Source organism: Candidatus Clostridium stratigraminis, assembly GCF_045310675.1.
GTDB classification, from domain to species: Bacteria; Bacillota; Clostridia; order Clostridiales; family Clostridiaceae; genus Clostridium_AT; species Clostridium_AT stratigraminis.
Genome location: NZ_JBJHZZ010000016.1, coordinates 14,523 through 28,506, shown reverse-complemented (window position 1 = coordinate 28,506; position 13,984 = coordinate 14,523). Strand labels below are relative to the sequence as shown.

Here is a 13,984-nt window from a genome sequence, read left to right as displayed (position 1 = left end):
TTTTAATTACTGTAAAGGGTATGTTACAATTCAACTTTTGAAGAGATTATTAACTATGCTATTTTTGAAAATTACTATTATATGCAAGAGTATTTGCTGCCAATTTACCACTATATAAGGCACCTTGCATCCAAGCATGTGTTGCAGAGGCATGCTCTCCTGCAAAAAATACTTTATTATCAAATTCAGGTTTTAAAATATCATGTAAGAAAATAGATTTCTGTCCTGGCATTGTCATTGAAAAGGCTCCTCTAAACCACTGTTCATTATTCCAATTTATAGTCCTATATTTTTCAACTATATGATCTAGATACCCCTTTGGAAGACCATGGACCTCTTCAATTTGATCTTTTATAATTTCCTTTCTGCGTTCCTTATTTGCATTTTCAAGTCTTACGGCATCTAAATTTAAATTGTAGGAGGCCACTATTACACCTGGCTCTTTAGATAAATATTTATTTGCTTCATCATATAAAGCATGATCAGAAGGATAAATTACATTTTGAATTGGTAAATCAGTATTAGAAACTCCACCATTAATTCTTCCATAATCAGTATCCTCTTCCCAAAATCTTTTATTACATAAAAGCAGCGTTCTTTGGGAATTTACATAATTAAATTCTCTAATGGCCTGCATCTTTCTATTACTAAACAGAGGCTTGATATCTACTAGTCTTAAGGTGGAAAAGGGAATGGCACAGATTATATAATCAAAGGATTCTATTAAATCCTGAGAAATTTGTCTAGTTCTATACTTAATAATAACTTTATTTTTATCTTGCCTATAAATTCCTTTAACATAGTGGCCTGATTTAATTATAACCTTTCCTAATAAGTGATTTGGTATATCTTCATATTCTGAAGGATGCGCAGAGGTTAATGACTTGTAAAAGGATAAAGGAAGATTTGAATTTCCACCGTCAACTCTGTATAGGGTTGAAAAATCAAGCGGGTACATTTCTGACAATAATTCTGCATGGCTGATATAAAGAAATGACCCTGTAAGTGAGTCAACACTAGAAATTAAATTTATTGCATCTTCACTTAAACCCAGCATTTCAAAAACTTGACGAAAGCTCATTTTAATAAGCTCTGAATAGGGGACAGAGTATTTAGGAAGTATTTTTAAAATTTCTTTTCTTATATTTTCAGGAAGTCTATTTAGTGGTTCATTAATGGCATAATTATATAAAGTAGGCCAGGAAATATTTTTTTCTCTCTCAGTCAAGTTATACTTTGGATAAAGCTTTTCAGTAACATTTTTTCCTGCTGAGTCATTTCTAATTCTTGTATTATGAACATAGACAAAGGCATTTGGATTATCCTGTATAAAGGGCATTGTATTAAGCTTAAATTTATTTATATAATGCCAGGTAGTCTCATGGGCTACTGGAATTCTTATGGGTCCTAGTTCTCCGTAATACTTTTTTTCCTTATCAAAATAGTGGGTATAAACTCTTCCACCGATTCTATCAGTTAATGCATCAAAAATAGTAATATCTGCGCCAAGTTTTCTAAGTTCAAAGGCACTTGAAAGTCCTGCAAGACCTCCTCCTATAATTCCTATTTTTACTCCTTTTAGTTTACCTGGCGGGCAATAATTTAAAATATCCTTAGGAGGGCTTAATAGCCCTATTATGTTATTAAAGTCCTCTGACCTTCCTGCTTTTTTTAAAGAGTTCTTTAACATTTCATGTCTCTCTAAATTAGTTGGATTAATTGGAACAGGTTGAATGCCATTAACAGCCATAAAACAGAAAACTCCTAATAATTATTACTAACATATTTATAATATTTAAATTTAAAAATTATGACTAATAACTATGTTCTGGAGGTTTTAAATGATCAATTATAAGATATATTTCAATGTAATCTTGAAATAATAAGGTGGTTATGCAAGAATAGGAATTATATTTAAACTTTGTTATGGTGGTATTTAATATGAAAGAATTTTTTATGGATGAAGCATTAGAAGAGGCTAGAAAAGCTCTATATATTAAAGAAGTTCCAGTGGGCGCTGTTATAGTTAGGAATAATGAAATAGTGGCAAGAGCACATAATCTTAAAGAAACATTAAAGGACCCCACAGCACATGCGGAAATATTGGCAATAAAAAGAGCTTGTGAGTCTCTTAATAAGTGGCGACTTACAAGCTGTGAAATGTACGTTACCTTAGAACCCTGTGCTATGTGTGCCTCTGCCATAGCCCAAGCTAGAGTAAATAGGCTCTATATCGGTACCTTTGATCCCACAGCAGGGGCCTGTGGATCCGTAATAAATGTATTAGAAAATCCAAATTTGAATTATAATATTCAATTAGACTGGATGTATAACACAGAGTGCAGCAAGCTGCTTAAGGAATTTTTTATGGCTAAGAGATAATAAAGCAAATTCCTACTGTTTCATGACAAAAGACGAGCCACGAAAAACCTCCCCGTGGCTCATAATTATTTTATTCAACCGATTCTAGTTTTCCTAGAACTATTTCCTTCATTGCAGTAATTTTCTCTTCTGCTGCTTTTTCCGTATCAGCCTTAGAGTATAGGTAAAGCTTAATTTTTGGTTCAGTGCCCGAAGGCCTTACAGAATACCAAGAGCCATCTGCCAGTACGAATTTTAAAACATTTGAAGCTGGAATATCAACTTCTAATTCGTCGCCAGTAACAAGGCTTATATTTTTACCTATTTTATAGTCAGTATATTCTACAACACTTGTATCCTTTATTTCAGTAGGATACTCAATTCTATAAACCTCCATCATTCTGCCTATTCTTCTGCTGCCCTCAATTCCCTCTAAAACTAATGAAATTTGAGCCTCCCTATAGTATCCCAATTCTTCATAGGTTTCTTCTAAAACATCGATAAGGCTCTTACCATGCTTCTTATAATAAGCAGCTGCTTCAACAAGCATCATAGAAGATATAACTCCATCCTTATCCTTTACGAAATCGCCAGTAACATAGCCAATACTTTCCTCATAGCCAAACACGAAGCTGTGATTTCCTGTACTTTCAAGTTCATTTGCCTTGCCGCAGATATTTTTAAAGCCTGTTAAGGATTCGTAGGTAGTAATGCCATATTTCTCAGCTATAGCTTTACCTAAATTGCCAGTAACTATTGATTTAACTATAAAACCATTAGAAGGCAATTTACTTAGTTCCTTTCTAGCTTCCACAATATATTTAACCAGCATTGCTCCTGTTTGATTACCATTAAAGGAAACATATTTTCCTTCCTTATTTCTTACCATTATCGCAAGTCTATCACAATCTGGGTCAGTTGCAATTAAGAGCTCAGCTCCAAGCTCTTGACCTAATTTTTCTGCATACTGGAAGGCCCTAGTATCCTCTGGGTTAGGAAATGGTGCTGTAGTAAAATTAGGATCTGGGTTCTCTTGTTCGGGAACTACAGATATGTTTGTAAAGCCCCTCTCCTTTAATACTCTTCTTACTAAAATATTACCAGTTCCATTTAGAGGAGTATAAACAACCTTAATATCCTTATCAATATTTTCTCTTAGTGCAAGAGACTTAACCTTAGAAACATATATATCATCAAGTTCTTTTCCTACAATATTTAAAAGACCTGCAGCTAGAGCCTCTTTTTCATCCATAACCTTGATATCTTCAAAGTTTTTAATATTTAATATCTTTTCAGTAATAGCGTCAGCTAAGTCCTGACCTATTTGTGCACCATCCTCCCAATACACCTTGTAGCCATTGTATTCTTTTGGGTTATGGCTTGCAGTAACAACAATTCCTGAAGCTGCATTTAGATGTCTTACAGTAAAGGATAAAAGTGGTGTTGGCCTAAGGCTTTCAAAAAGATAGGACTTTATATCATTTGCAGCTAATACTAGTGCAGCTCTTAAGGCAAATTCCTTTGAGAAATGCCTGCAGTCATATGCAATTGCAACGCCTCTGTCCATGTACTGCTTACCCTTATCTTTAATGTAGTCTGCTAGTCCTTGGGTTGCTCTGGAAATTATGTAGATATTCATTCGATTAGTCCCTGCTCCTAGTTTTCCTCTTAGTCCAGCAGTACCAAATTCCAAGTCTCTATAAAATCTATCTTCTATTTCTTTTTCATCTTTTTCAATGGATGTGAGTTCAGCTCTTGTTGCTTCATCAAAGTATGTATTTGATACCCAATTGTTATAGGCTTCCCTATAGTCCATATAGACATCTCCCTTTCTTATATAAAGTACTTTTTACTAAAGAATATATCTTTTGATAATTATTCTAATTATATAATTATATTACTTTTTTAGTGTTTATGTAAACCTGCAGTGTAAAATAATACTAATTATCTTTAGAATATATTATTTCACATATGCCTTATAGATATTTATAGAATATGAAAAATTGATTTATACATATATTTTTAGTATAATTGTAATGTAAATCATGTGGAGAGATGTCCGAGTGGTCTATGGTACCTGCCTCGAAAACAGGCGAACGGGTCATACCGTTCCGTGGGTTCAAATCCCACTCTCTCCGCCAAGTTTAAAGGCTCTAGCTGTTTGTGCTAGAGCCTTTTTTCTATAACCTGCTGCCGTTAAGGCTTGGCTTTGATTTTTTAATTTGTATTAAGCCATTGCTTTTGTGCATGCGTCCATCTTGAATAAAGCAGCCTTGTTATTATTTTTCTGGGAACTATATTCCCTAAAACACCTAAAATACTGTTTAGTAAACCAGGCACATATAATGCCTTATTAGATAATGAGCGTGAAATTGTATTATGAACAACCTTTTCCAAGGGGTTTGTAGTGATATCACCATAAAAGCCCTGTGCTGCAATTCCACTTATTGCTTCCTTTGTGGTTGCCATACCTCCCGGGCATAGTGACATTACAGAAACATTATCCGATTTTAATTCCTCTCTCAATGCATATGAAAAGTCAAGAAGGAACCGCTTCGAAGCTGCATAAGTGGCTTTAAGCGGCATAGGATACAAGGATGCAAGACTTGATACGAATATAATATAAAATCGATTTTTGTTAGTTCTTTTTTCAAGTACCCTATGAGTAATCCTCAAGGTAGCTTCAAGGTTTAATTTTAATATCTTGAGAACAGAATTTATGTCCCGCTGCATAAATCCACCCTCATAATCTACTCCTGCAATATTGAGAAGCATATGAAATTGAAGCTTTTCTTTCTGGGCAAATAACATAAACTCATCTACGCTGTTGTCTGAGGTGAGATCACAGCTCTTTATAGTTACAGAAGTATTATATTTTCTTTCAATACCAGATTTAATTGCATTTAAACCACTTTCATTTATATCGGTCAATATGAGGTTGTATCCTCGTTTTGCGCACTCATTTGCAAAGGCTCTGCCAAGTCCGCCAGCTGCACCAGTAATCAATACATTCATTTATATCACCCCAAATAATTGATATTGCAAAGTTTTTCCGAGAGTACAAATAATCTGTCAGAGTTTTCCTTGTTAACCTGTTTACTATACGTATGAGGCTTTAAAAATCTGAAATAGAGTTCACGAGGAGGTGTTTCTTCCATACAAAGCATTAGATAGGTTTTAGCAGCTTCCATAGAATCCACACCATGTTTTTTTCTCATACTCCATATAAAATTAACAAGCCAACCGGTATTTTTGTTGCCGATGTTTGTGCTTACAAGTCCGGGATCGACACCATAAGCTGCAATACCTTTATTTCGATACCTCTCATTTAAAGTATAGGCGGTAAGCATGTTGCATAGTTTCGACTGTTTATAAGCTAAAAGTGGATTATAACCCATTTCAAACATTAAGTCCTTCCAACGCATTTTCATCATTTTATGAGAATCGCTGGAGGTGAATAATATGCGTCCTTTCCCTAAAAGTAAGTTGGAAAACAGCTCATAAGTCAGCAAGAAACCTGCAAGATGATTAAGCGCAAACTGCTGCTCATAGCCTTCATTTGAAGTCATATACCAGCTTCTTACGCAGCCTGCATTATTAATAATGGCAAAAAGTTTATCATTGCAATTCTCATGCAAATATTTTTTAATGTCCTCTCCTATTCTTATTACTTCCTGCTGCTGTATCATATCACCGTAAAAAAAGATAATATCTGCATTTGAAAATTTAACATTTAGATCTTTATAAGCCTTCTCGCAATTTTCCTTACTGTGACCGACTCCAATTACTTTAAATCCATTTTGGAGCAGCAATTCACAGGTTGAAAAGCCTATACCTGAAGTTGCGCCGGTTACCACAATATTTTTCTTGCTATACTGCATAATTAAACCATCTCCAAGCATGCCAGAATTCGAATCTTCCTGAACATAAAACCATTGAGATAAAGCCAATAACAAATAGCACACCAAATACCGCCAAAGAAACAATAATTACTTTACGAAGTTTGTACTTAAAGTTGTTTTTAAATAGTGGAAAAACGGAATAGGGTATATTCCTTTTGCCTGATAGTACATTCTTTTGCCACCTAAGCCAAGCAGTTCCAAGTTTAACAGCAAGCATATAGCAATTGATTGTTAAGACAGCACTGATGACACCAAGGGCGATGCTGGCTATACCCGTTATAGCTCCTGGCAAATAAGGAATATATGGAATAACCGCTGTTCCGGTAATAAATCCTGGTGCAACAACCAAACAAATTCCTAAAGATACAAAAGCAATAGTCAAAACAACCAATACAAGGTCCCATACAAAAATAATAGCGAAAAATGATACAATCCATATATCCGCGAAGCCAATACCAATTGTCAGCAGTATATTATTACCTTGTTTCCCGGTGGTAGTATCGGTATTGCTTTCATATTGCATAGCAACATCTTCAGGTTTTCCTAATTTTGAAACTATCTCTTCTTCACTGAGTCCATCTGCCATCTTTCTTAAAAAGTGCTCATTATATTGTTCGATAATATCGTCTATTTCATCAACGTTAATTCTTTCAAGATCTTTTGATAGTATATCTAAAAATCTTTGCTTATTCATGATATGATTCCCCCTCTAATAATTTTTCAACAGTCTTCATAAAGGATAGCCATTGCTGTTTTTCATTTGTAAGGTATTCTTTTCCGCTTTCTGTAATAGTGTAGTATTTCCTCGGCGGACCACCACTCTCTTCAGAAAGATAAGTAGTTACAAGTCCATCGCTTTTTAGCTTTCTTAATAGAGGGTATACAGAGCCGTCAGCAATGTCTATGTGCCTTGAAAGATATTCGGATAGATCGTATCCATACCAGTCCTCTTTGGAGAGCATTGACAACACAAGAAGATCCAGCACTCCTTTTTTATATTGATTATTCATTTTACTTAGCACCTCCTATCACACTAGTGATATCTCTATACTATTGAATATAATTCAATAGTATAGGTTTGTCAATAGTGTTGTGCAAATATTTGTTAATACCAAAATCATTTACAGTAAGATTCATTTCTTAAAATTCATTTCTCTCCACTAAAATCAAAGTCTTCGGTAAATTATGCTGGAGCATTAAGAAAAACTAAACGAAAATGGATAATAAAAAAGGTTTAGAATATTGAATTGTAAACCGTATAATAAATGGCGTAGAACTTTTGAAATGGTTAAAATTACAATTAAGATTAAAAACCATCTCTAGAAATGAAATAATAGTACGATAATTTAATTAAAGAGTATATTTACTAACATTAAAGTGTAAGAGGTGAAATTGAATGCCAAGTCACAAAAAATCAATATCAGTTAGTAATCTAAAAGTGGGAATGATAGCTGCTGCTGATATATATGAAGGAAACAATAAGTTACTAGCAAAAGATCAACCTGTTACTGAACTAGTAATAACTGAGCTTAAACAGTCTTATGTAATAAATAGAATTGAAGTATATATAGAAAGTGATTTGCCTGAAAAGAAATTAAATAATACTATTTCATTTAATTTGAAAACCATTGATGAACTAGAGAATATTTTAAATAGTTTCTCTGTTGATTTGGAGAAAACATTAGATAGTATATCAGACGTGAAGCAAACTGATATAGATGAGCTGAGAGTTTTTACGAAAAACATCCGAGATAAATTTACCGCAACAGATGCAGTTCTTAAAAATATTGCTTTTAACAGAAGCACAGAGCAAAGTTTTTATAGACATAGTATGAATGTGGCTGCTATTAGCTTTATACTTGGAAAGTGGTTAGGGGTTACCGGGAAGGATCTGAATTTTTTAATTTATTCTGCGGTGCTGCATGACTTTGGTATAACAAAACTAGATAAAGATATTGTAGAAAAAGGCAGTAAGCTAGATGCAAATGAATATAAGATATTTAAGACACATCCTATTATTGGTTATGAATTTATTAAAAAGTTCTCGTATTTGGATCCCTCTGTGGGCTATGGAATATTGATGCATCATGAACGAATGGATGGATCTGGATATCCATTGGGACTTAAGGGGGATAAAATAAGCAAATTCTCAAAAATAATTGCCATTGCAGATTTATTTGATGAAATTAGTTCAGGAAGTTACTCCGAAGACATTAAAGGCCCTTTTGATGCGCTTAATATCATTAGGCAAGAAAGTTTTAAAAGGCTAGACTTAAGCTATTGCAACATGTTCTTAAATCATATGATAAATTTCTACATTGGAGAAGAGGTAATTTTAAGCGATAAACGTAAATGTAAGGTTGTTAAAGTGAATATGGATGATCTGCTAAATCCTATATTGCTTGAGGGTAATGTTTTGCTTGATTTAAGTAAAGAAAAGGACATATATGTAGAAAGATTTGCTAGATAAGCTAGGAAGAATAGTGACTGAAATCAAATTCCACTCTCTCCGCCAAAATGAAAGACCCTAGCAAAAAAGTGCTAGGGCCTTTCTATTAGATTTTTATTTATTATAACTGTGCCTTTGGATTAAATTCTGATATCTTAGGTAATATTATTAGTTTCAAGTTTTTCCTCTGAAGTCTGGATATTTAATTGAGACTTGCCTAAATAACTATCAATGTAGGAAGCTGGTGCCTTCAAGAATTTAAAGTATTCTTCCGAATTCTTTCTTATATTTTCACCAATGCCTTTTAGTCTGTTTTCAATTTCTGTTTCCTGCTTAGAAAGGTTATTGAGCTTGCTTTCATGTATTTTTTGCAGATTTTGAATTTGTTTTTCGCCGTCTGATAAACCCCAAAGCATAAGTTGAAGCATCTGTTTCCTAAGTTTTTCTTCCAGCTTTTGCATCTCCTTTTCATGCTCCTTAATCATCTCTTTCCTACGCTCTTTTAGGTTCTCTAACCTAGCTGAATATTTTATATAATCCTTAATAAGCCTCTCTGAGTTGATTTCATACCCCATTCTTACTTCTCTATACGCATTCATCCTAATAAAATAGTTATTATCTTGCTGTTTTGCCTTTTCAAATGCATTCACTAATGTTTGAGAGGCGTTAGAGGCCTTTAGACTGCTTAAAGCAGTATTCATTAATTCCAACCTTCTATTGGGATCATTATAGTTAGTATCGTAATATGCAGCTCTATCAGTTTTATAATAAGCACTCAAAGTATTCCTAAGTGCTGTAAAATCTTTATAGCTTAGCTTATCAATATTTTGAGTTTCAGAAAACTTGTCTTGAAGGAATTGTTCAAGTTCATCTCTTGTACCGCTAGTATTATTTTTATAAAAAATTTTTGATGCGGAAAGCATATTGTAAATATTTTTCTTAAATTCATCTTTATTAATAATTTTTTCGCCTCTTATGCCCATGTCAGTTCCCTGAGAGGTGTATATTTGCTCTGCGTTGTATGCCAGATTAAAAAACGATGAAATATTTTTTGATAGGGCTTCAGCTAGATTTTCAGCATAATCATCAAATGAAGAGTCCAGAATTTTAGTTAGACTTTCTATTTGATTATCATCAAGCTCTGGATTTGCTTTTATGCTATTTAAAATATTTCCATATTGTGATGTATACTCTGAAATAGATGAATTGTCCTCTAAATCTAGCCAATCATTTTTACTAAATATATTCTTTATTTCATCTAGGATTGATAATACTGGTTTGGAATAATTTAAGCTAAGTTCAATAGTATCAGAGTTTGCTGGCACTACATCATTAGAGCCAGTCTCCATAACTGTATTCCCACCGTTATATGCATTAGCAATTAGAGCTGTTGAGTTTACGGAATTAATATTATTAATGTACATATCCTTACACCTCAAATCATTAATATAACTATTTTCTCTATACTTATGGCTTATATCGAAATATTCCTCTATATTAAAATTATAGTTAATAAAGGGAAGAAGCAGCTTCCAAAAATAGTTTGATTCAAAAAAATTAAGCCTTACTAATATATCGGAAAATAATTGTATAACTTTACATATAATGATTGAATTACCATGATTTTCAATAATTTTATATAACATGTGAGCTTGGAAACTAGCGCTCTTAAGCATCCACAGATCAAACCCTGGACTCTCTGCCCAAATAAATAACACCCATATGTCTTATTACTTTTATTCAGATAAGTAATAAGTATATGGATGCTATTAATAATTAATATACTCCAATTCTATTTCTACCCTTTTGCTTTGCTGCATATAGGGCTTTATCAGCAAAGGCTGTTATATGCTTTACTGTTAGTTCTTCATTTGGAATCATGGTGCAAAGTCCAATAGTCAGTGTTACATGAGATGCAGCCTTAGAATATTTATGTTCTATATTTAACTCATCAATTAAATTTTTTATTTTTTCTGCTATATTAAGGGCAGCTTCAGTAGAGATGTTTTTAAAAACTGTTGCAAATTCATCTCCACCATATCTAGCTGAAAAACCATTAAATTCATTTGAAGCTGCTTGTAAGGCTTTTGCAATCTGTTTTAAGCAGTAATCTCCTGCAAGATGGCCATAATTATCATTATATTCCTTAAAGCTATCTACATCAATTAGTATTATGGTATAAGGCTCACTATTTATTTTAGCAATATTCCAATCTATTTCTGCTTGTTCATCAAAATATCGTCTGTTAGGTATTTCAGTTAAACCATCTAAGTTTGATAAAACAAGTAATCTCTCATTTAATTTCTCAAGATCATTTGATTTTTGAGCATTTCTAATAGCAATTGCAATATAGGAGGCAAGTGCTTTTAAAGTATCCAGGTTGTATTGTGAATAAGCATTTTTAGTGATGCTTTGCACTGTTATTACCCCTAATACATTGTTTTCAAAAATCAACGGGCAATACATTAAGGACTGCATTTTTGCGCCAGGAGTTATTTTTCTATCTTCCATATATAACTTATACTCATTTTCCACGTCATTAATAAGTATTTCCTTGCGGTTTATTATACACCAGGAGGCCCAGCCGCTTTTATTAGCAATGCTATTTGAGAATACAGGATATCTTTTAGAGTTTTCAATAAATAAACTATATTCAATAGTTCCAGTTTCTTTATCATATAATGCTATTCCAAAGGTATATGCAGGCATCAAATTATTTATGCTTATATATACTAATTGTAAGATCTTTTCAAAATTTAGCGTAGATGTAATATCTTGTCCAATTTGGCTTATAGTTTTCATGTTATTATAGAATTCCAGCAATTCAGAAGTCTTTTTTTCTAAAGCTTCTGTTTTTTCCTTTAGTTCTACATTTTTAAGTCTGTAAATTTCCTTTTCTTGAAGAGACTGTTCCATTTTAAACTGAAGAGTAATATTTTTTAATTTATGTTCAACACTTTCATCCATTACTTTTTTCTCATGATCGTGAAACTTTTTATAATAATAAAGTGCCTTGTCATATTGACCTATTTTTTCATGGATTTCAGCTAAATAAGAATTTATTTTTGAGATCATTTCTTTAGAGTTAATTTCATAAGCTAAGCTTAAAGCCTTGCCAAGATATTCAACAGCCTCATCAAAATTATTATTTTTTATTAATAAATCGTGGAGATCTATCATTACGGTAATCATAAAGAAACGTTCATTAGTCTCTTTGCTTATTTCTAAGCTCTTTAAAAATAAATTTAAGGATTCTATTGAATTATCTTGCTTAAGGTTTATTTTACCTAGCTGATGCAGACAAGCAGCTTCAATCATTCTATCTTTAACCGTACGTGAAAGCTGCATGCTTCTTTCAGTAAAATCCTTAGCAGTTTGGTAATCATTTAAATAGTAATACACTTCTCCGATGTTCTGTAGTACAATACATTTAACATTTTCAGCACTGATTAAATTACAAATTTCCAGGCTTTGTAGATAGTATTTTAAAGCTTCTTGGTAATTTTTTAAATCCTTATAGATTTCTCCAACATTATTTAATACCTTGCATTCACTATTCTTATAATTAAATTGATGTATGATTTCTAGTGATTTTATGTAGTATTCAAGTGCGGAGTTATAATTTGAGAGGTCTATATTAACATTACCTAAGACATTTAATATATCTGCTTCATATTCCTTTAAGTTATCTTCTTTTGTAATCTGAAGTGCATCCATTAAAAAGCTATTTGCTTCTTCTGAATTTCCAAATATATATGAAGCCTTTCCTTTAATAAATAAACTTTTAGCAGCACCTTTTTTATACTGTATTCGTTTTGAAAGATTAAAGGCTTCATCAGATAACTGGATAGATTTTATGGGAGTATGTCTTATTACTTCTTCAGCTGAAATATTTAATTTATCTATCTTTTCTATAAGAGGATAATCAGCAAATACTTCCTTATAATTTCCTAACTCATAATTTTCCATAAAATATCTCCTATCGCGCAAATATGCTATTTAAATGCTCTAAGATGAATATGGCTTATATTATTTATTCAAGAATCATTTAATTTACTTATATATAATATTATCAAATTTACCTTTTTTCTACAATGATAAATGTTTAATTTTAAAGCATTTTATAAACTTGACTATGATTTATGTGTACTATAAAATAGAGACATTAAAAGGAAAGAAGGCAATGATGTGAAGGATAAGATACTAACCATGTTAAAAGAGGATACGAACTCCTTTATTTCTGGTGAAAAAATAAGTGAAGAATTAGGGGTTACCAGAGCAGCTGTTTGGAAAAATATTAATAAGCTTAAAGATGAAGGTTATGTTATTGGTTCCATATCAAAAAATGGATATAAATTGGTTTCTTCTCCTGATCTATTAACAAGTCATGAAGTAAGTGATTTTCTTAATACAAAATATATAGGAAGAAATATTATTCATTTTGATTCCATTGATTCTACAAATACAAAGGCTAAGGAAGTAGCTTCTAGTGGTGCTGAAGCTGGTACTATAGTAATAGGTGAAGAGCAGAAAGGCGGCAGAGGACGTTTTGATAGAAAATGGTGTTCGCCAAAATATAAAGGTATATGGATGTCTGTTATTTTAAGACCTAATATTGACCCAATAAATGCATCTACTATTACACTTATTGGTGCTGCAGCCGTTTATAGGGCGCTGAAGGATTTTAATATAAAAACCGAAATAAAATGGCCAAATGATATTATTTTAAATAACAAGAAGATCTGCGGCATTTTAACTGAGATGAGCAGTGAATTAAATCAAATAAATTATATAGTTATAGGTATTGGGGTTAATGTAAATATTTCTATTGAAGAGTTTCCAAAGGATATACAAGAAAAAGCTACTTCTTTAAAAATAGAAGCAGGGAAAAGCCTTTCAAGGCAAAGACTAACTGCAGCAATACTAAATCATTTTGAAAAGCTCTATGAGGAATTTATTTTAGAAAACAATTTAAGTTCTACCATAGATATTTGCAGAAAAAACTCTTATCTCATAGGAAAAACAATTGAATTATATAACAGGGGGCAATTAATATCAGCTAAAGCAGTAGACTTAAGTGATGAAGGACTTCTTGTAATTGAAAACAAAGATGGAAAAACTGAAAAGGTTATTTCTGGTGAAGTGACTTTGCATAGCTGGCATGGGGATATTTCTTCTACTACCTAAGAAGCAAATGTGGAAAAGGAATGTTTCTTACTTCATGAAGCAAGCTAAAAATAATAATTAAGAAGTGAATAATGATGAAAACATA

At 32.4% G+C, this 13,984-nt stretch carries 11 protein-coding genes and 1 tRNA gene; 4 read left to right on the top strand and 8 right to left on the bottom strand.

Features of this window, described 5'->3' with window-relative positions:
- Positions 1–58: 58 nt before the first annotated feature.
- Entirely contained in the window at positions 59–1,750 is a 1,692-nt protein-coding gene (locus ACJDUG_RS15550; RefSeq protein WP_406770787.1) for a flavin monoamine oxidase family protein, read from the bottom strand.
- Positions 1,751–1,941: 191 nt separating this feature from the next.
- Between ACJDUG_RS15550 and ACJDUG_RS15545 the strand changes: the two genes are divergently transcribed.
- The gene (locus tag ACJDUG_RS15545) at positions 1,942–2,382 is read left to right on the top strand and encodes a nucleoside deaminase (RefSeq protein WP_406770786.1); all 441 of its coding nucleotides are present in this window, start codon (positions 1,942–1,944) and stop codon (positions 2,380–2,382) included.
- Between the two features lie 70 nt (positions 2,383–2,452).
- Here ACJDUG_RS15545 and ACJDUG_RS15540 read toward each other — a convergent pair whose 3' ends face one another.
- Positions 2,453–4,177, bottom strand: a complete 1,725-nt coding sequence (locus ACJDUG_RS15540; protein WP_406770785.1) for a phospho-sugar mutase — start codon at positions 4,175–4,177, stop codon at positions 2,453–2,455.
- Between the two features lie 233 nt (positions 4,178–4,410).
- On the opposite strand from ACJDUG_RS15540, the gene ACJDUG_RS15535 reads away from it, so the two are divergent.
- Positions 4,411–4,502 (top strand) — tRNA-Ser (locus ACJDUG_RS15535).
- A 76-nt stretch (positions 4,503–4,578) separates the two neighbouring features.
- Here the strand turns inward: ACJDUG_RS15535 and ACJDUG_RS15530 are convergent.
- From ACJDUG_RS15530 to ACJDUG_RS15515, 4 genes are read right to left on the bottom strand one after another with little or no spacing between them, the layout of a single operon-like run.
- Complete coding sequence (locus ACJDUG_RS15530) at positions 4,579–5,376, bottom strand: SDR family NAD(P)-dependent oxidoreductase (RefSeq protein WP_406770784.1); 798 nt, start codon at positions 5,374–5,376, stop codon at positions 4,579–4,581.
- Positions 5,377–5,381: 5 nt separating this feature from the next.
- Complete coding sequence (locus ACJDUG_RS15525) at positions 5,382–6,242, bottom strand: SDR family NAD(P)-dependent oxidoreductase (RefSeq protein WP_406770783.1); 861 nt, start codon at positions 6,240–6,242, stop codon at positions 5,382–5,384.
- On the bottom strand, positions 6,232–6,957 hold the full coding sequence (locus ACJDUG_RS15520; protein ID WP_406770782.1) for a DUF1700 domain-containing protein: 726 nt from the start codon (positions 6,955–6,957) through the stop codon (positions 6,232–6,234). Before ACJDUG_RS15520 ends, ACJDUG_RS15525 begins: the two co-directional genes overlap by 11 nt.
- Positions 6,950–7,273: a PadR family transcriptional regulator gene (locus ACJDUG_RS15515; protein WP_406770781.1), complete on the bottom strand. Its 324-nt coding sequence runs from the start codon at positions 7,271–7,273 to the stop codon at positions 6,950–6,952. The genes ACJDUG_RS15520 and ACJDUG_RS15515 overlap by 8 nt, the downstream gene beginning before the upstream one ends.
- Positions 7,274–7,659: 386 nt before the next feature.
- Here ACJDUG_RS15515 and ACJDUG_RS15510 point away from each other — a divergent pair, with 386 nt between their 5' ends.
- On the top strand, positions 7,660–8,733 hold the full coding sequence (locus ACJDUG_RS15510; RefSeq protein ID WP_406770780.1) for an HD-GYP domain-containing protein: 1,074 nt from the start codon (positions 7,660–7,662) through the stop codon (positions 8,731–8,733).
- A 134-nt stretch (positions 8,734–8,867) separates the two neighbouring features.
- On the opposite strand, the gene ACJDUG_RS15505 is transcribed toward ACJDUG_RS15510, so the two are convergent.
- Together ACJDUG_RS15505 and ACJDUG_RS15500 are read right to left on the bottom strand one after the other, a co-directional pair.
- Positions 8,868–10,358, bottom strand: a complete 1,491-nt coding sequence (locus tag ACJDUG_RS15505) for a hypothetical protein (protein WP_406770779.1) — start codon at positions 10,356–10,358, stop codon at positions 8,868–8,870.
- A 130-nt stretch (positions 10,359–10,488) separates the two neighbouring features.
- Positions 10,489–12,681 (bottom strand): diguanylate cyclase domain-containing protein, encoded by a 2,193-nt coding sequence (locus ACJDUG_RS15500; protein ID WP_406770778.1) that lies wholly within the window; start codon positions 12,679–12,681, stop codon positions 10,489–10,491.
- Positions 12,682–12,900: 219 nt separating this feature from the next.
- Here ACJDUG_RS15500 and ACJDUG_RS15495 point away from each other — a divergent pair, with 219 nt between their 5' ends.
- Positions 12,901–13,899, top strand: coding sequence for a biotin--[acetyl-CoA-carboxylase] ligase (locus tag ACJDUG_RS15495; protein WP_406770777.1), 999 nt, complete (start codon positions 12,901–12,903; stop codon positions 13,897–13,899).
- Positions 13,900–13,984 lie beyond the last annotated feature (85 nt).

Bases quoted from the DNA above. Each gene is read 5' to 3' on its own strand.
- ACJDUG_RS15540 (WP_406770785.1), bottom strand. From the start codon at position 4,177: ATGGACTATAGGGAAGCCTATAACAATTGGGTATCAAATACATACTTT.
- ACJDUG_RS15510 (WP_406770780.1), top strand. From the start codon at position 7,660: ATGCCAAGTCACAAAAAATCAATATCAGTTAGTAATCTAAAAGTGGGA.
- ACJDUG_RS15530 (WP_406770784.1), bottom strand. From the start codon at position 5,376: ATGAATGTATTGATTACTGGTGCAGCTGGCGGACTTGGCAGAGCCTTT.
- ACJDUG_RS15545 (WP_406770786.1), top strand. From the start codon at position 1,942: ATGAAAGAATTTTTTATGGATGAAGCATTAGAAGAGGCTAGAAAAGCT.
- ACJDUG_RS15525 (WP_406770783.1), bottom strand. From the start codon at position 6,242: ATGCAGTATAGCAAGAAAAATATTGTGGTAACCGGCGCAACTTCAGGT.
- ACJDUG_RS15520 (WP_406770782.1), bottom strand. From the start codon at position 6,957: ATGAATAAGCAAAGATTTTTAGATATACTATCAAAAGATCTTGAAAGA.
- ACJDUG_RS15550 (WP_406770787.1), bottom strand. From the start codon at position 1,750: ATGGCTGTTAATGGCATTCAACCTGTTCCAATTAATCCAACTAATTTA.
- ACJDUG_RS15505 (WP_406770779.1), bottom strand. From the start codon at position 10,358: ATGTTATATAAAATTATTGAAAATCATGGTAATTCAATCATTATATGT.
- ACJDUG_RS15515 (WP_406770781.1), bottom strand. From the start codon at position 7,273: ATGAATAATCAATATAAAAAAGGAGTGCTGGATCTTCTTGTGTTGTCA.
- ACJDUG_RS15500 (WP_406770778.1), bottom strand. From the start codon at position 12,681: ATGGAAAATTATGAGTTAGGAAATTATAAGGAAGTATTTGCTGATTAT.